15 protein-coding genes and 1 riboswitch are annotated in these 16874 nt (G+C 65.1%); of the genes, 9 read left to right on the top strand and 6 right to left on the bottom strand.

Annotated features, from left to right (window positions below; translation table 11 throughout):
- The first annotated feature begins 17 nt into the window (after positions 1 to 17).
- On the top strand, positions 18 to 587 hold the full coding sequence (mug, locus tag A5766_RS14985) for a G/U mismatch-specific DNA glycosylase (protein ID WP_005206885.1): 570 nt from the start codon (positions 18 to 20) through the stop codon (positions 585 to 587).
- Between the two features lie 55 nt (positions 588 to 642).
- On the opposite strand, the gene A5766_RS14980 is transcribed toward mug, so the two are convergent.
- The 4 genes from A5766_RS14980 to A5766_RS14965 all read right to left on the bottom strand — a co-directional run bounded on the left by A5766_RS14980 (position 643) and on the right by A5766_RS14965 (position 3567).
- Complete coding sequence (locus A5766_RS14980) at positions 643 to 939, bottom strand: DUF503 domain-containing protein (protein ID WP_005206883.1); 297 nt, start codon at positions 937 to 939, stop codon at positions 643 to 645.
- Between the two features lie 83 nt (positions 940 to 1022).
- Positions 1023 to 1877, bottom strand: coding sequence for a polyphosphate kinase 2 (gene ppk2, locus A5766_RS14975; protein ID WP_005206882.1), 855 nt, complete (start codon positions 1875 to 1877; stop codon positions 1023 to 1025).
- Between the two features lie 94 nt (positions 1878 to 1971).
- On the bottom strand, positions 1972 to 2958 hold the full coding sequence (locus A5766_RS14970) for a malate dehydrogenase (RefSeq protein ID WP_005206879.1): 987 nt from the start codon (positions 2956 to 2958) through the stop codon (positions 1972 to 1974).
- A gap of 114 nt (positions 2959 to 3072) precedes the next feature.
- Positions 3073 to 3567 (bottom strand): META domain-containing protein, encoded by a 495-nt coding sequence (locus A5766_RS14965; RefSeq protein WP_231894662.1) that lies wholly within the window; start codon positions 3565 to 3567, stop codon positions 3073 to 3075.
- Positions 3568 to 3698: 131 nt separating this feature from the next.
- Here A5766_RS14965 and secA2 point away from each other — a divergent pair, with 131 nt between their 5' ends.
- The 8 genes from secA2 (at position 3699) to gcvP (ending at position 13342) form a co-directional block, all read left to right on the top strand.
- A complete protein-coding gene (secA2, locus tag A5766_RS14960; RefSeq protein ID WP_064865213.1) occupies positions 3699 to 6152 on the top strand; it encodes an accessory Sec system translocase SecA2 in 2454 nt (817 codons plus the stop codon).
- Between the two features lie 31 nt (positions 6153 to 6183).
- Positions 6184 to 6774, top strand: a complete 591-nt coding sequence (locus tag A5766_RS14955; protein ID WP_064865224.1) for a CDP-alcohol phosphatidyltransferase family protein — start codon at positions 6184 to 6186, stop codon at positions 6772 to 6774.
- Positions 6775 to 6802: 28 nt separating this feature from the next.
- Complete coding sequence (gene gcvH / locus A5766_RS14950; RefSeq protein WP_005206871.1) at positions 6803 to 7207, top strand: glycine cleavage system protein GcvH; 405 nt, start codon at positions 6803 to 6805, stop codon at positions 7205 to 7207.
- A gap of 212 nt (positions 7208 to 7419) precedes the next feature.
- On the top strand, positions 7420 to 7869 hold the full coding sequence (gene garA, locus A5766_RS14945; RefSeq protein ID WP_005206869.1) for a glycogen accumulation regulator GarA: 450 nt from the start codon (positions 7420 to 7422) through the stop codon (positions 7867 to 7869).
- A gap of 43 nt (positions 7870 to 7912) precedes the next feature.
- Entirely contained in the window at positions 7913 to 8599 is a 687-nt protein-coding gene (ftsR, locus tag A5766_RS14940) for a transcriptional regulator FtsR (RefSeq protein WP_064865221.1), read from the top strand.
- Positions 8600 to 8716: 117 nt separating this feature from the next.
- Complete coding sequence (locus A5766_RS14935) at positions 8717 to 9217, top strand: bifunctional nuclease family protein (protein ID WP_005206867.1); 501 nt, start codon at positions 8717 to 8719, stop codon at positions 9215 to 9217.
- Positions 9218 to 9490: 273 nt separating this feature from the next.
- Complete coding sequence (locus A5766_RS14930; protein ID WP_442902961.1) at positions 9491 to 10162, top strand: MerR family transcriptional regulator; 672 nt, start codon at positions 9491 to 9493, stop codon at positions 10160 to 10162.
- 26 nt (positions 10163 to 10188) lie between these two features.
- Positions 10189 to 10280: riboswitch (glycine riboswitch) on the top strand.
- 167 nt (positions 10281 to 10447) lie between these two features.
- Entirely contained in the window at positions 10448 to 13342 is a 2895-nt protein-coding gene (gene gcvP, locus A5766_RS14925; RefSeq protein ID WP_051993899.1) for an aminomethyl-transferring glycine dehydrogenase, read from the top strand.
- 10 nt (positions 13343 to 13352) lie between these two features.
- Here the strand turns inward: gcvP and A5766_RS14920 are convergent, their stop codons facing one another.
- Together A5766_RS14920 and A5766_RS14915 are read right to left on the bottom strand one after the other, a co-directional pair.
- The gene (locus tag A5766_RS14920; protein ID WP_005206864.1) at positions 13353 to 14552 is read right to left on the bottom strand and encodes a substrate-binding domain-containing protein; all 1200 of its coding nucleotides are present in this window, start codon (positions 14550 to 14552) and stop codon (positions 13353 to 13355) included.
- Between the two features lie 67 nt (positions 14553 to 14619).
- Positions 14620 to 16836, bottom strand: coding sequence for a malate synthase G (locus tag A5766_RS14915; protein WP_005206862.1), 2217 nt, complete (start codon positions 16834 to 16836; stop codon positions 14620 to 14622).
- Positions 16837 to 16874: the final 38 nt, after the last annotated feature.

Below are 16874 nucleotides of genomic sequence, written 5' to 3'. Positions count from 1 at the left end.
CGCGTAGCGTCTGCCAGATGGGCTTCACCAAAGCCGAACTGGCTACGTATAGCGATCGGCTGGTTCCCGACCTCGTCGGGCCGGGTTGCCGATTACTGTTCGTCGGCATCAATCCCGGTCTGTGGAGCGCGGCAACCGGCGCGCATTTCGCCCGACCCGGCAACAGGTTCTGGCCTGCGCTGTATCGAGCGGGCATCACAGACCACGTCGTCGACGCGTCGGCCGGGATGAGCGACGCCGATCGCGATGAGGTCATCGGCGCCGGGGTGGGAATCACCAACGTCGTCGAAAGGGCAACGGCGACAGCCGCAGAACTCGACAAGGCGGAGCTCGTCGCGGGCGGCGAACGACTGCGGGCGAGGGTCGAACACATCGGTCCCGAGGTTGTGGCTGTTGCCGGTATCACCGCGTACCGCAGCGCATTCGGCGATCGCCACGCACAGCCGGGCGATCAGGGCGAACGCTGGGGCGCCGCCCGGGTGTGGGTGGTGCCCAACCCGAGCGGACTCAACGCACACGAAACCGTCGACACCCTTGCGGCGGCGTATCGCGTCGTCGCTGCCGAGGCCGGAATCGTCGACCGTTGAGTCGGTCAGCCCGCTGAGTCGGCGATGTCTGCTGAGTGAGCGGTCTGCGTGCCGGTCAGATGTCGGTGGACGACAGTTCACGTCTGCGCACCGACAGCAGCTCGACCTCGGGGCGCGCCGCCGCGAACCGCTCCACCGAATCGAGGATCTCGACGACATGCCCCCGATCGGCGGCGACGACGCTGACCCCGATCGTCGTGCGCCGGTGGGCGTCGAGATGGCCGACCTCTGCGACTGCCACCGCGAAACGTCGTTTGCACTCCGCGACGAACGGGCGGACAAGCGAGCGTTTCGTTTTGAGCGAGTGCACGTCACCGAGCAGGAAGTCGAATTCAGCGATACCGATCCACATCGCGACTCATGCTACGCAGGTGTTCCGTTCTGGTCGCCGGGTTTTCGGGTCAGTCACCGGTCTTCATCAATCACCGGTGTTCATCAATCACTGTGTCCCATGAGTTCTGAGACGTGGTCGGGAACGTACTTCGACAACGAGCGCGGCGGGCGGTGATAGTTACCGCTCTCGATCGGCTTCTTCGGCAGTGAGACCTGCGGGCGTGGAACCTCGTGATAGTCGATGGTGGAGAGAAGGTGCGACATCATGTTGAGTCGCGCATGCTTCTTGATGTCGGATTCGACGACGAACCAGGGACTCAGCGCGGTGTCGGTGTGCACCATCATCTCGTCCTTCGCGCGGGAGTAGTCCTCCCATCGGTAGACGGACTCCAGATCCATCGGGCTCAATTTCCACTGTCGCACAGGGTCGTTCATGCGCGAGCGGAACCGGCGGAGCTGCTCGTCGTCGGACACCGAGAACCAGTACTTACGCAAGAGGATTCCGTCGTCGATCAGCATCTGTTCGAAGATCGGGGTCTGTCGGAGAAAGCGGGTGTGTTCTTCGGGGGTGCAGAAGCCCATCACCTTTTCGACTCCTGCACGGTTGTACCAGGACCTGTCGAATAGCACGATCTCGCCGGGAGCGGGCAGCTGAGCCACGTAGCGCTGGTAATACCACTGGCCGCGTTCACGATCGGTGGGGGCGGGCAGAGCGGCCACGCGCGCGATCCGAGGGCTGAGGTACTCGGTGATGCGCTTGATGGTGCCGCCCTTACCGGCTGCGTCGCGGCCCTCGAAGACGACGACCACGCGAGCACCTGTCTCGCGTACCCACTCCTGCAGCTTGACCATTTCGGTCTGCAGCCGGAAGAGCTCGGCCTCGTACACCTTGTTGGAGATCTTCTTCTGCTTGGGCTCGGCGGACTGCGACTTTTTCGACGTCGACTTCTTTGACATGTCGGAAGTTTAAGCTGCCGTGAACGATTGGGTAGTCAAGAGTGACCAACAGGAGACCTAGTGGTACCCGGCGTGGTACTCAGCTGCCCCCGCGTCAGCGCCGTGCGGCGACCGCGTCGAGTTCTGACTGCAGTTCGGCCACCGACGCGTCGATGCGGGCTCGCGAGAACTCATTGATCTCGAGGCCGTCGACGATCTGCCACGCGCCGTCGACCGATCGGACGGGGAACGAGCACATCAGGCCTTCGGGAACTCCATACGCACCCGGGGAACTGACCGCGGCCGACGTCCAGTCGTCGGTGGGGGTACCGAGGACCCAGTCGCGCACGTGATCGATTGCCGCATTGGCGGCCGACGCCGCGGACGACGCGCCCCGCGCCTCGATGATGGCGGTGCCTCGCGCGGCGACCGTCGGAATGAAGTCGTCGACGAGCCAGTCGGTGTCCGCGGCGACGTCGGCTCCACTGCGATCTCCGACGCGCGCGTGGAAGATGTCGGGGTATTGCGTCGCCGAGTGATTGCCCCAGATGCTCACCCTGCTGATGTCGCGCACGGGGGCTCCGGTGTGTGCCGCGAGTTGCGCGATGGCCCTGTTGTGGTCGAGTCGTGTCAGTGCGGTGAATCGCTCGGCGGGCACGTCGGGGGCGCTCGCCGCCGCGACCGCCGCATTGGTGTTCGCCGGATTGCCGACAACGATGACGCGGATGTCGTCGGCCGCGACGTCGTTGATGACAGCACCCTGCTCGGCGAAGATGGCCGAGTTCGCCGACAGCAGATCCGCACGTTCCATACCTTTGGAGCGCGGCTTCGCGCCGACGAGGAGCCCGAAGTCGGTGCCGTCGAAGGCCGCACGCGCGTCGTCGAAGATGTCGACGGAGGTCAGCAGCGGAAATGCTCCGTCCTGCAACTCCATGGCCGTGCCGTGTGCCGCGGAGATCGCCTGGGGGAGTTCGAGTAGCCGGAGCTTGATCGGGCGGTCGGGTCCGAGCATGTCGCCCGCGGCGATGCGGAACACTGCTGCGTACCCGATGCTTCCGGCGGCGCCGGTCACGGTGACGACCACAGGGGTGGTGTCTGTCATCTTCGATTTCCTGTCTCGTTGTAGGTGACGTGTCGATGTGTACCCGAGGCGGCGTCGGTCAGGTCTGTGGGGCCGGTCAGGTCTGTGGGGAGGTGTCAGGTCGGCGGGAATACGTCAGGTCTGTGGAGAACCCTCGGTCAGAACGACTTTCGTGTCGCCGTGGGTGAGGGTCAACGTGTTTCCCTGCAGATCCCAGGTGACCGAATCGGAGAGGAAATCGGTCAACCACTTGTCTGCGCCGGCACGCGGCGGGGGACACGCCATCATCGTGGTGGCGAGCTTGTCGGTTCGGAACGTGTTGTCGACGAAGGTCAGCGCACCGTTGTGGCGATTGCAGCCTGCCGTTGCCGAGATTCGCCCGGTTTCGGGGAACGAGACCTGCATCGGCCCGCCGCCGGGAATCGGTGTACCGGTCACCGAGGTCGACGAGTAGTTCTTGCCGACCAGCACGCCAGGGTCGACCTCTCGTGATGCCGAGTCCGTGCTCCCACCACAGGCGGCGAGGATGAGGACACATGCAGCGACCAACGACGCGACGAGCAGTCCCACCGGTGAACGAGACGGTGCTGGTCGGTACTGACACGTCGAACCCCGGCGTCGGATGCTCACGTGATTCACGGTAGTCGAAAGCGTCTGTTGGATGCGTCGTAATTCGCGGCCGCGTGGCCGCGTACCGTGGTTGTCGATCCGGGCCGTGACGTCGGAGTTCGGATGAAACGACGAGGTAGGAGAATCGTTCGGTGGGAAAGCTGACGAACAGCATGTGGCGGTTGCTGGGAGCCCAGTCCTCACGTAACCAGTCCAAGTCGGTCGGGTTGATCAAAGAGGCTGACAACTACACCGACTGGGCCGCGGGCTTGGACACCGAGCACTTTCGTGAAGAGGCCGAGAAACTCGAGATCAGTGCCGACGAGAAGGACCGAGCCAAGTTTCTCGCGTTGGCTCGGGAGGCTGCCGATCGCACACTGGGCCTGAGGCCGTTCGACGTCCAGCTCCAGGGCGCGCTACGTCTGCTCGAGGGCGACGTCATCGAGATGGGTACGGGTGAGGGCAAGACCCTCGCCGGCGCGATCGCTGCCGTCGGCTATGTCCTCGACGGCCATCAGGTGCACGTCATCTCGGTCAACGACTACCTGGCCACTCGTGACGCGGAGTGGATGAAACCGCTGTTCGATTCGTTCGGAATCGTCGCAGGCGCGGTGTCGGAGAACTCGACTCGCGAAGAACGCAAGCGGGCCTACGCGGGCGACATCACCTACGGATCGGTCAACGAGATCGGGTTCGACGTGCTGCGCGACCAGCTCGCACAGTCAGAGGATGATCTGGTCTCGCCGACGCCCGACGTCGCAATCATCGACGAGGCCGACTCCGTGCTGGTCGACGAGGCGCTCATTCCGCTGGTGCTCGCAGGCTCGACCGAGGCCGAGGTTCCCGATCAGGCGATCCACGAGGTCGTCGGGCGGTTGAAGAACAAGCACTACGACATCGACGCCGAAGGCCGGAACGTGACTCTCACCGACGAGGGCGCTGCCTTCGTCGAAGAGGAACTCGGCAGCATCAACCTCTACGACGAAGAACACGTCGGCACCACGCTCGTCCACGTGAACATCGCGATGCACGCGCACTACCTGCTCGAGCGCGACGTCCACTACATCGTTCGCGACGGCGGTGTCCATCTCATCAACGCCTCGCGTGGTCGCGTCGCGCAGTTGCAGCGGTGGCCCGACGGCGTGCAGGCCGCGGTCGAGATCAAAGAAGGACTCGCACAGACGGATTCGGGCGAGGTCATCGACACGCTCACCGTGCAGGCGCTCATCGGCCGCTACCCGCGAGTGTGCGGCATGACCGGTACAGCGCTCGCCGCAGGCGAGCAGTTGCGCCAGTTCTACGAATTGCGCGTCTCGCAGATCCCGCCGAACACCGCCAACATCCGTACCGACCTTCCCGATCGTGTGTACGACACGAAGGCCAACAAGGTCGAAGCGGTGGTCAACTACGTCAAGGAGATCCACGAGACCGGGCAACCGGTGCTGATCGGAACCCACGACGTCGCCGAATCGGAGGAGCTGGCCTACTTCCTCGAGAAAGCAGGTGTCCCGAGCGTCGTCCTCAACGCGAAGAACGACGTCGAGGAGGCGAAGATCATCGCGGAGGCGGGTGTGAAGGGCGCGGTCACCGTGTCGACCCAGATGGCAGGCCGAGGCACCGACATCAGGCTCGGCGGTTCCGACGACGATCCGGCGGCACGTGAGGAGGTCGTCGAACTCGGCGGCCTGTGTGTGGTGGGAACCGGCCGTCACGACACCGAACGGCTCGACAATCAGCTCCGCGGCCGTGCAGGCCGTCAGGGAGACCCGGGTTCTGCGGTGTTCTTCAGCAGTCTCGAGGATCCGGTCGTCACCAAGAACCTGGCGTTCAAGCGGGACCCGGTCTCGTCGGAACCCGACGGATCGATGGGACAGAAGGGTATCGACCTGATCGAGCAGGCTCAGCGTGTCGCCGAGGGCGTGATGCTCGAACTCCACGCCAACACCTGGCGCTACAACAAGCTGGTCAATCAGCAGCGTGAGATCGTCGTCGCACGTCGGATGAAGCTGCTCACGACGGACACCGCCCTCGAGGAGCTCGCCGAACTCGAGCCGGAGCGCTACGCCGAACTGACCGGGACCGCGAGCCCGTCGGCAGACCGCGAAGACACGGCAGACAAGGCAGGCAAGCCCGACAAGGCGGCGGCGGAAGAGTCGGCGGCTGACAAGGACCCGGACGACGCGGTGGCCGACACGACCGACGAGGCTGAATCCACCCCCGCGACACCCGTCGAGCCGGTCGACCGCGATGTTCTCGTCCAGGCGGCCCGCGAGATCATGCTCTACCACCTCGACCGCGCCTGGGCCGATCACCTCGCCTTCGTCTCGGATGTGCGCGCAAGCATCCACCTGAGGGCGATCGGCAAGGAGAGCCCGCTCGACGAGTTCCATCGGCTGATCCTCGCCGAGTTCGGCGAACTGCCGAACGAGGCCGTCGAGAATGCGCGTACAACGTTCCGTGACGTTGCGATCACCGCCGACGGCGTCGACCTCGGTTCCGCCGACCTCCACCGATCGACGACCACGTGGACCTACATGGTCCACGACAACCTGTTCGCGTCGGGCGGGGCCAAGACCCTGCAGGGCGTCATCGGCATCTTCCGCTGACGTGGACGACCACCCCGAGTCCGTGGGCTCGATGTCGCGGATTGTCACGGTTCCGAACGTGCTGAGCGTGCTGCGTCTGGCGCTCATCCCGGTGTTCCTGTGGCTGTTGCTCGACGTCGAGGCCGATGCCTGGGCGTTCTGGGTACTCATGTTGTCGGGCTTCACCGACTGGGCCGACGGCAAGCTGGCTCGCCTGCTCAATCAGTCGTCGCGGCTCGGTGAACTGCTCGATCCGCTGGCCGACCGGCTCTACATCGTGATCATTCCGGTCGCCTTTGCGATCAGGGGGATCATCCCGTGGTGGATCATCGGCATCATCGTGGCGCGTGACGTGCTGCTGTTCGCGTCCGGTCCGCTGCTGCGCAGTCGGGGACTGCTGGCTTTACCGGTGCTCTACATCGGCAAGGCAGCGACATTCGCGTTGATGAGTGCGTTCCCGTGGTTGCTTGCGGGACAATTGGATTCGGTGATCGGCACGATCTGTTATCCGATCGGTTGGGCGTTCCTGATCTGGGGCGTCGCGCTGTACGTGTGGTCATTCCTGCTGTACTGGGCGCAGACGATTGCAGTGGTAACGAAGATGCCGCGTGCTGGCGTGCCGACCGGCAGGGACATGGCCTAAAGTCTCGGTGGACTAGAAAGGGGTCGACGTGACCGATACCAATGTGCCGGCTGAACTGAGCTACACCCCCGAACACGAGTGGGTGCGCAAGGTCGGTCCGACCACGGTCCGAGTGGGGATCACCGACTACGCGCAGGGACAGCTCGGCGACGTCGTGTTCGTGCAGCTCCCGGAGATCGACAGTGAGGTCGAGGTGGGCGAGTCGTTTGCCGAGGTCGAATCGACCAAGAGCGTCTCGGATATCTTCGGGCCGCTCAACGGGACGATCTCGAAGGTCAACGACGAACTCGACTCGTCGCCCGACCTGGTCAACTCGGAGCCCTACGACTCCGGTTGGCTCGTCGAGATCAGCCTCGACGACGCATCGGTCCTCGACGCGCAACTGGCCGACATGCTCGATGCTGATGGCTACCGGGCCGTGATCGAAGGCTGACCATTCCCGGGGTATGGGAAAGTATGATCGTCGTTGTCGTGGCCGAGTCGCACGTGGTTGCGTTCGGCACAGGCGGTACGGTTTAGCCAACGGAAATCGACGTCGCATCTGCGGCGTCGGGTGGCCTGGTGCGAGACCTCGCAGCGCGTGAGCGCGGACGCCGACGGTGAGTGCACTCAAGGTGACGAACGGATGAGGACGAAGGAGAAGCGGTGAGCGATAACGACAACGGCTACGAGGCGCCGGTGGAAACCACATCGGTGTTTCGCGAAGAGTTCATCAATGAACTCGACGCGGGCGCGGCGACCTCGAGCGAGCCGGCCGACACGGGTGTCGAGCGGTTGTCGCCCGGTACCGCATTGCTCGTCGTGAAGCGTGGCCCGAACGCCGGTTCTCGCTTCCTGCTCGACCAGCCGACCACATCGGCGGGGCGGCACCCCGACAGCGACATCTTCCTCGACGACGTCACGGTGAGCCGTCGACATGCCGAATTCCGGTTGGGAGACAACGAGTTCCAGGTTGTCGACGTCGGCAGCCTCAACGGCACCTACGTCAATCGCGAGCCCGTCGACAGCGCGGCTCTCAGCAATGGTGACGAGGTCCAGATCGGAAAGTTCCGGTTGGTCTTCCTGAGTGGTCCGCGCGACGGTTCCGGCGCCTGACACCGTGCCGGCCTCGACTGCGGACGCGCGCGGCGGGGGATCGATGTCCATCGGGTCGGTCCTCGCGCTGCTGCGCGAGGACTTTCCCGATGTGACGATCTCAAAGATTCGTTTCCTCGAAGCCGAAGGGCTTGTCACGCCCGAACGCGCGCCGTCGGGCTACCGGCGATTCAGTCAGTCCGACTGTGAGCGCCTGCGTTTCGTGCTCACGGCACAGCGCGATCGCTACCTGCCGCTCAAGGTCATCAAAGAGCAACTCGACGCCATCGACCACGGCGACGGGGGATTCGGCGCAGGTGGCACACCTGCACTGTCGACGGCGCGCAGCGTCGTCGCACCGGCCACCGACTTCTCGGCGCGTGGTGGTCGCGTCTCCCGCGAGACTCTCATCGAGCGAACCGGAGTCGATTCGGCGTTCGTGACCGAACTCCAGCGCAACGGTCTACTGACATCCGGACCTGCAGGATTCTTCGACGAGGACGCGGTACGGCTCGTCGAAGCCGCAGCGGCCCTCGCCAACTACGGCGTGGAGACCAGACATCTGCGCGCGTTCAAGGTGTCCGCGGATCGTGAGGCAGGACTCGTCGCGCAGATCGCCAACCCGATCGCGAAGGGCAAGGGCACCGGTGCCCGTGACCGTGCCGAGGAACTCATCCGCGAAATCGCCGCACTCTCGGTGACCCTGCACACGCAACTTGTCAAGCAGGCCGTGCGCGGCGTGCTCGATTGACGTCCTTCTCGACGATTGCGACACGGCGCGCCGGTGCTGTGTATCTCGCCACGACGCCGCTGCGGGTCCAGTCGGTGTAGCGTCGATGGCAATCATTGACGGCTCGGGAGGTGCGAGATGAGCGAGATGCGTGTGGTGGGCATTCGAGTCGAGCCGCCGCAGAGTCAGCCGGTTCTGCTTCTGCGTGAAGTAGACGGCGAGCGCTACCTGCCCATCTGGATCGGGCAGAGCGAGGCGGCGTCGATCGCGTTGCGCCAAAAAGGGATCGAGCCGCCCCGGCCGCTCACCCATGACCTGATCGTGAACCTCATCGAAGAGTTCGGGCAGACACTCGTCGAGGTGCGCATCGTCGACATGCAGGAGGGCACCTTCTACGCCGAGATGGTCTTCTCCGGCGATGTGCGGGTGTCGGCGCGTCCGTCGGATTCGATCGCGGTCGCGATGCGCGCCGAGGTGCCGATCATCGCCGACGAGGAAGTCCTTGCCGAGGCGGGCCTGTTGATTCCCGACGAGGAATCCGAAGACGGTCCCGAGGCGAAAGAGGACGAGGTGGAGAAGTTCCGCGAATTTCTCGACAACGTTTCGCCCGACGACTTCAAGGCCAGCGGCGGAGCCTGACTCGGCGGATGGTTTCGTAGCTTTCTGTACGGCGCTGCAGCGACACGTCACGGTTCCATATCCCGGAGATCACCGTTTGTCTCGATCTCAAGTTGAGGTTGAGTCTTAGGGCGCGTCGCATTGATTCGGTGCATCGCCGCGACATACGGTCACGCACGTGATCGTCGGGGACACACCCGATGGTGGAGAGCAGATCGGGTTCGGCGGCGTATCGTGGTTGCAGGTCCGCACCGGTCCGATCCGAGCGTGGCGAGGGAGTCTGCAGTGGGCGATATGCCGTTCGACGGTGAAGATGGTCAGCCGTCAGACAGCGAGACGACGACCGACGGCAGCGTCGGCGTGGAAGCCGGGCACCCGTCGGACGACCCGACCCCGCGTCGCAGGGCTACCCAGGGCAGCCTCGACGACATTGCACCGGGACTCTTCCCCAACGACACCGTTCCCGACGAACTCGTCGGCTACCGGGTGCCGAGCGCGTGCCAGATCGCCGGAATCACCTACCGACAACTCGACTACTGGGCACGCACGTCACTCGTCGTGCCGTCCATCCGCGGTGCGGCGGGCTCGGGCAGTCAGCGCCTCTATTCCTTCAAGGACATCCTGGTCCTCAAGATCGTCAAGCGTCTGCTCGACACCGGTATCTCGTTGCAGAACATCCGCGTCGCCGTCGATCACCTGCGCCAGCGCGGCGTCGAAGATCTTGCCGGGATCACCCTGTTCTCCGACGGCACCACCGTCTACGAGTGCACATCTGCCGAAGAGGTCGTCGACCTCCTGCAGGGCGGACAGGGCGTGTTCGGCATCGCGGTCAACGGTGCCATGCGCGAGCTGACCGGCGCCATCGCCGATTTCCCCGGCGAACGAGCCGACGGTGGAGTCACCGAGTCGGCCCCCGAAGACGAACTCGCAGCGCGTCGCAAGAACCGCACTCGCCGAACCGGATGAGCGTACGGGTAGACTGAACAACGCGTCGCTGCAGTACGGGAGAGCGTCATCTCGAATGGCCGCCGAAGGAGCAACACCTCCTCGTCAAACTCTCAGGCACCCGGACCGTACTGTCGACGGCGTCTCTGGAAAGTGGTGACGGCCAAGCCGTTACCCGCCCACGGTGAAAGGTTCTCGTGTCATCGCTGACACGATGACTGAATCTCTCAGGCGCCGCCCCGCGGCATGACAGAGGGGGAGGGCCGACCCGCCGGTACGACCGGTGCGCGCGAGAGGTTCCACCCCATGACATCCGTCGATGCCTCGACCCCTGAGATCCGCGGCTCCGAGTTCACGTCTGCTGCCTTCGTCGACCGCCACGTCGGGCCGGACGCGGATGAGACCGCCAGAATCCTCGCGCTCCTCGGCGTCGAGTCACTCGACGACCTCGCTCGGCGGGTCGTGCCGTCACTGATCCTCGACGATCCGTCGGACAACGGGCTGTCGGCACTCGACGCCCCGCTGACCGAGCAGGAGGCGCTCGAGCGTCTGTCGGCGCTGGCATCGAAGAACACCGTCAACCGGTCGATGATCGGTCTCGGCTACTACGACACCATCACGCCCGGCGTCATCCTGCGCAACGTCGTCGAGAATCCGGCCTGGTACACCGCGTACACGCCGTACCAGCCGGAGATCAGCCAGGGCAGGCTCGAGGCGCTGCTGAACTTCCAGACGATGGTCTCCGACCTCACGACCATGGAGGTGGCGAACGCGTCGATGCTCGACGAGGCCACCGCCGCCGCCGAAGCCATGACGCTCATGCGGCGTGCCGGAAAGTCGAAGTCGACTCGGCTCGTCGTCGACTCCGATCTCTTCCCGCAGACCAGGGCTGTCATCGACACCCGCGCACTGCCGCTCGGTATCGAGGTCGTCGAGGCGACGCTGAATCCGGGGCTGCCGGGATGTGGGCTTCCCGACGGCGACTATTTCGGTGTCATCCTCCAGACGCCGGGAGCGTCGGGTCGAATCCTCGACGTCGCGCCGATCATCGACGCCGCGCACGAGGCCGGTGCTCTGGTCACGGTCGGGGCCGATCTCCTCGCACTGACCCTCATCACGCCGCCCGGAGAGCAGGGTGCCGATGTGTGCTTCGGGACCCCCCAGCGATTCGGCGTGCCGATGGGCTTCGGTGGACCGCATGCAGGCTACTTGTCGGTGCGCGCCAAGCTTTCTCGTCAGCTCCCCGGGCGTCTCGTCGGTGTCTCCAAGGACGCCGACGACAACCTCGCCTATCGGTTGGCGCTGCAGACACGTGAGCAGCACATCCGCCGCGAGAAGGCGACAAGCAACATCTGCACCGCGCAGGTGCTGCTGGCTATCGTGGCGGCGATGTATGCCGCATACCACGGCCCAGAAGGCTTGCGCGCCATCGCACGTCGGGTACACGCACATGCCGTGACGCTCGCCGACAGTCTGAGCGCCGCCGGATTCAGCGTCGAACACGCGACCTTCTTCGACACGGTGCAGGTCCGCGTGGACGGTCGCGCAGACGCCATCGTCGCCGATGCCCACCGCGCGGGAATCAACCTGCGCAGGGTGGATGCCGACACGGTGTCGATCGCGTGCGACGAGACCACCTCGGCCGCAGACATCGATGGGGTCCTCGAGGTGTTCGAGGTGGCAGGTGTGACGCCGCGCGGTTTCGCGCAGTCGATCGAGACTCGGACGAGTGAGTTCCTGACGCATCCGGCTTTCAACAGGTACCGCACCGAGACGTCGATGTTGCGTTACCTTCGTGCCCTGTCGGACAAGGACATCGCGCTCGACCGGAGCATGATTCCACTCGGGTCGTGCACCATGAAGCTCAATGCCACCACCGAGATGGAGCCCATCACCTGGCCCGAATTCACCCGGCTGCACCCCTTCGCGCCGGACAGCGACGGCGCAGGCATTCGCGAACTGATCGCCAACCTCGAACAGTGGCTGGTGACGATCACCGGCTACGACAGCGTGAGCCTTCAGCCGAACGCCGGTTCGCAGGGTGAGTTCGCCGGCCTGCTCGCGATTCGCCAGTATCACCTCAGCCGGGACGACGCGGCTCGTGACATCTGCTTGATCCCGTCGAGCGCGCACGGCACCAACGCGGCGTCCGCGGTGATGGCGGGCATGCGCGTCGTGGTCGTCGCGTGCCGCGAGAACGGTGATGTCGACGTCGATGACCTGCGCGCCAAGATCGACGCTCATGGTGAGTCACTGGCAGCGATCATGATCACCTACCCGTCGACCCACGGTGTGTTCGAGCACGACATCCGCGACATCTGCGCGGCAGTCCACGATGCAGGCGGTCAGGTCTACATCGACGGTGCGAACCTCAACGCGCTGGTCGGAGTTGCGCGCCCCGGTCGGTTCGGCGGCGACGTCAGTCACCTGAATCTGCACAAGACCTTCTGCATCCCGCACGGCGGTGGTGGTCCGGGCGTCGGGCCGATCGCGGTGCGCTCGCACCTGGCGCCGTTCCTGCCCGGACACCCCCTCGCCGACGAACTGCCCGGTGCGGCAACGATTTCGGCGGCGCCGTACGGCTCGGCGTCGATCCTCCCGATCACCTACGCCTACGTCGCCATGATGGGCGCCGACGGGCTGCGTCGCGCCACACTAACCGCGATCGCGTCGGCAAACTACATCGCCCGACGCCTCGGCGATCACTACCCGGTGCTCTACACCGGCGACGGTGGATGGGTCGCGCACGAGTGCATCCTGGATCTCCGCGGGCTGACGAAGGAAACCGGCGTGACCGTCGACGACGTCGCAAAGCGATTGGCCGACTACGGTTTCCACGCGCCGACGATGAGCTTCCCGGTGGCGGGCACCCTGATGGTCGAGCCGACCGAGAGTGAGAACCTCGACGAGATCGACGCCTTCTGCGACGCGATGATCGCCATTCGTGCCGAGATCGACAAGGTGGGCGACGGCACCTGGACCGTCGACGACAACCCGCTGCGCGGAGCACCGCACACCGCGGAATGCCTTGTCGCCGAATGGGATCACGCCTACTCCCGCCAAGAAGCGGTCTATCCCCAGGGATTGCCGTCCGCGGGTGCGCGCGCCAAGGTCTTCCCGGCGGTGCGTCGTATCGACGGCACCTACGGAGACCGAAACCTCGTCTGCTCGTGCCCGCCGATCGAGGCGTTCGCGGACTGACCGTCTCGGTTCAGGCGGAGGGGCCGAAGTCGCGTCCGTAGACGAGTTTGTTGATCGTCACGATGGCCGAGTTCTCGGGCTGCGGCATCGGCTCCTTGGTGATCGGGAATCCGACGGTCTTGGTCGCGGGCGGTAGCGGTGCATTGCCGCGGAATCCCTGCGACGTCAGCAACGACAGGTGCTTCTGGTCTTGGGCGAAGCGGAAGAAGTCGGCGATCGCGGCGCTCGACACGGGCGAGACCTGATCACCGGCGAGCCGGATGATCGGGAAATCGGCAAAGGGTGTCGGGCCGCTCGGCACGATCTCGGCGAGTCGGGCCGTCGCATCCTCGCGGGTGAGTTTGTAGAGCTGCTGCTCGGTGATCGGAACAGCGTGGATGGGCGAGGTTTTCGCGTCGGTCGCGTCGCGCATGACCGTCGCCGCGCCGACAGGGCTGCCGTCGGGTGATTGGGGCGCGCCGTCGAGCATCGCACCGACGCTCGACGCGACGCGATCGGATGAGGCGTCGTCGTTGGTCAGTGGCCCGGTGGTGCGCATGACGCGCATGGCTACCGCCTGTGCGGCGAGCGAGGACGCGTCGGACTGCGCGCCGAGCGGCATCGCCATGCGCAGCGAACCCCAGCCCGTGATGTCGAAGTCGCGGAGGCTGTCGTCGCGTTGCTGCAGCGTCGGGACCTGGCCCCAGTCGATCTTGCCGTCGATCTTGCTGCCCAGTTCTGCTGACGTCGCAAGAACCACCGGTGAGGTCACCAACGACGTCGGTGTGCCCTCGAGTGCCGACGGTTTCGCCTGAGCCAACTCTGCGGCCCATACCGACGACTGCGGAATCCACGCGGCGGGAAACGCGCCCATCGACGCGGCGTCCCAATTTCCGGCCAGCCCGTCCAGGGTGGTCTTCGCGTCGCCCGCACGCACGGCGACGGTGATGCAGTGGTCGCGGACGACGGGTTTGCTCGCACCGAACTCGCGAGCGATCGCGATCAGTGCCGGAGCGACGTCGGCGTCGGCTACGACGTCGACCGTCGCGGGCCCCTCGATGCACGAGGCAGCGGCAGAATCAGCCTGCTTGTCGAGGTGGTCGCCGAGTTGCTGCCATGCCACGATCACGGCGGCTATCAGCACGAGAGCGAGTAATACGAACACCAGCCCGCGGCTGATCCCCCGCTGCCTGATTCCGCTTCCGCCACCGGTTACCCGATGATGCGCCACTACCGCCTCCGTTGTCGCGTGCGAGGTCCCGGACAGAAAGGGCGTCCGTCCGGGACCTCACGCGTGTTCACGCCTTGGCCGCGGCAGCCTTGTACTCGCGGCGCTTGCGATGCAGGATCGGCTCGGTGTAGCCGCTCGGCTGCTTCGCTCCCTCGAGGATAAGTTCCTTGGCGGCCTGGAATGCGATATTCGTGTCGAAATCCGGAGCCATCGGCGAATAGGTCGGATCGTCAGCGTTTTGCCGATCGACCACCGGGGCCATCCGCTCGAGCGCAGCGACGACGTCGTCGGCGGTGACGATCCCGTGATGAATCCAGTTGGCGAGCAGCTGGCTGGAGATGCGCAGCGTTGCGCGGTCTTCCATGAGCGCGACGTCGTGGATGTCGGGAACCTTGGAACAGCCGACGCCGTGGTCGATCCAGCGCACCACGTAGCCCAGGATCGACTGGCAGTTGTTGTCGAGTTCTTCCTTCTTCTCCGCGTCGGACCAGTCGGTCTTCGGTGCCAGCGGAATGGTCAGGATGTCGTCGACCGATGCCGGGTCGCGCTTGGCGATCTCGTCCTGGCGCTCGAACACATCGACGAGGTGGTAGTGCATCGCGTGCAGTGTCGCGCCGGTGGGTGAGGGCACCCACGCGGTGCTCGCGCCGGCCTCGGGCTGTGCGATCTTCTGCTCGACCATGTCGGCCATCAGGTCGGTCATGGCCCACATGCCCTTACCGATCTGCGCCTTGTGCTGGAGACCGGCGTGCAGACCGATGTCGACGTTGGAGTCCTCGTAGGTGACCATCCACTTGGCCTTCTTCATCTCGCCCTTGCGGATCATCGCACCCGCCTCCATGGAGGTGTGGATCTCGTCGCCGGTGCGGTCGAGGAAGCCGGTGTTGATGAACACCACACGGTCTTCTGCGGCCTTGATCGAGGCCTTGAGGTTCACCGAGGTGCGGCGCTCCTCGTCCATGATGCCGACCTTGAGGGTGTTCTCCGGCAGGCCGAGAACCTTCTCCACACGACCGAACAACTCAACGGTGAACGCGGCCTCGTCGGGTCCGTGCATCTTGGGCTTGACGATGTAGATCGAACCCGTGCGCGAGTTCTGCAGACCGTCCTCGCTCAATCCGTGAATGCCCGCGAGCGAGGTGACCAGAGCGTCGAGGATGCCCTCGGGCACCTCGTTGCCCTCGGCGTCGAGAACAGCGGGGTTGGTCATGAGGTGGCCGACATTGCGCACGAACAGCAGCGAACGACCGTGCAGGTCGAAGCCCGTGCCGTCGGGCGCGGTGTAGGTCCGGTTGGGGTTGAGCACGCGGGTGAACGTCTTGCCGCCCTTGCTGACCTCTTCGGACAGGTCGCCCTTGTTGAGTCCGAGCCAGTTGCGGTAGCCGAGGACCTTGTCGTCGGCGTCGACTGCGGCGACCGAGTCCTCGAAGTCCATGATCGTGGTGATCGCCGACTCCATCACGACGTCCTTGATGCCTGCCGGATCGGTCTGCCCGATCGGCGACGACGGGTCGATCTCGATGTCGAGGTACAAGCCGTTGTGGCGCAACAGGACCGACGCGGGGGACGCCGCGTCGCCGGTGTAGCCCGCGAACGCTGAGGGATCGGCGAGGGTCGACGTCGTGCCGTCGGCGAGCGTCACCTGGACCGCGCCGTCGACCACGGCGATCTTGGTGACGTCGGTGTAGCTGCACTGTTCGAGCGGAACAGCCTTGTCCAGGAAGCTCTTTGCGTACGCGATGACCTTGTCGCCGCGAACCTTGTTGTAGCCCTTGCCCTTCTCGGCGCCGCCCTCGTCGCTGATGACGTCGGTGCCGTACAGGGCGTCGTAGAGCGAGCCCCAGCGTGCGTTGGACGCGTTCAGTGCGAATCGCGCGTTGAGGATCGGCACGACGAGCTGAGGTCCGGCCGTCTCGGAGATCTCGCGGTCGACGTTTGTGGTGCCGATCTGGAAGTCGGCGGGCACCTCGGCGAGGTAGCCGACCTCGGTGAGGAACTGCTTGTACTCGCCGAACACCGCGGGGTCGGAGAAGTCGACGCCCTTGTGGTCGCGGTGCCACGCGTCGATCTTGCTCTGCAGGTCGTCACGCACCGCGAGCAGTTCACGGTTGCGGGGTGCGAGGTCGTTGATGACGGCAGCGGCGCCCTTCCAGAAGGTGTCCTTGTCGACACCCGAGCCCGGAAGCGCCTCGTTGTTGATGAAGTCGTAGAGGACGGTGGCAACCTGAAGGCCCTCCACATTCGTGCGGGCGGTGGAGTCAACGGCAGGGGTCTGGTCCGACATAAGAGCCTTCCTTCTCCGGTGGCCCGGAAGCCGGTGGC

Source organism: Gordonia sp. 852002-51296_SCH5728562-b (assembly GCF_001665475.1).
GTDB lineage: Bacteria > Actinomycetota > Actinomycetes > Mycobacteriales > Mycobacteriaceae > Gordonia > Gordonia sputi.
Note: the sequence above shows the minus strand (reverse complement) of the source record. Positions and strands in the feature narration are given on the sequence as shown.

Bases quoted from the DNA above. Each gene is read 5' to 3' on its own strand.
- mug (WP_005206885.1), top strand. From the start codon at position 18: ATGGGCTTCACCAAAGCCGAACTGGCTACGTATAGCGATCGGCTGGTT.
- A5766_RS14980 (WP_005206883.1), bottom strand. From the start codon at position 939: ATGTGGATCGGTATCGCTGAATTCGACTTCCTGCTCGGTGACGTGCAC.
- ppk2 (WP_005206882.1), bottom strand. From the start codon at position 1,877: ATGTCAAAGAAGTCGACGTCGAAAAAGTCGCAGTCCGCCGAGCCCAAG.
- A5766_RS14970 (WP_005206879.1), bottom strand. From the start codon at position 2,958: ATGACAGACACCACCCCTGTGGTCGTCACCGTGACCGGCGCCGCCGGA.
- A5766_RS14955 (WP_064865224.1), top strand. From the start codon at position 6,184: ATGTCGCGGATTGTCACGGTTCCGAACGTGCTGAGCGTGCTGCGTCTG.
- ftsR (WP_064865221.1), top strand. From the start codon at position 7,913: ATGTCCATCGGGTCGGTCCTCGCGCTGCTGCGCGAGGACTTTCCCGAT.
- A5766_RS14935 (WP_005206867.1), top strand. From the start codon at position 8,717: ATGAGCGAGATGCGTGTGGTGGGCATTCGAGTCGAGCCGCCGCAGAGT.
- A5766_RS14930 (WP_442902961.1), top strand. From the start codon at position 9,491: ATGCCGTTCGACGGTGAAGATGGTCAGCCGTCAGACAGCGAGACGACG.
- gcvP (WP_051993899.1), top strand. From the start codon at position 10,448: ATGACATCCGTCGATGCCTCGACCCCTGAGATCCGCGGCTCCGAGTTC.
- A5766_RS14915 (WP_005206862.1), bottom strand. From the start codon at position 16,836: ATGTCGGACCAGACCCCTGCCGTTGACTCCACCGCCCGCACGAATGTG.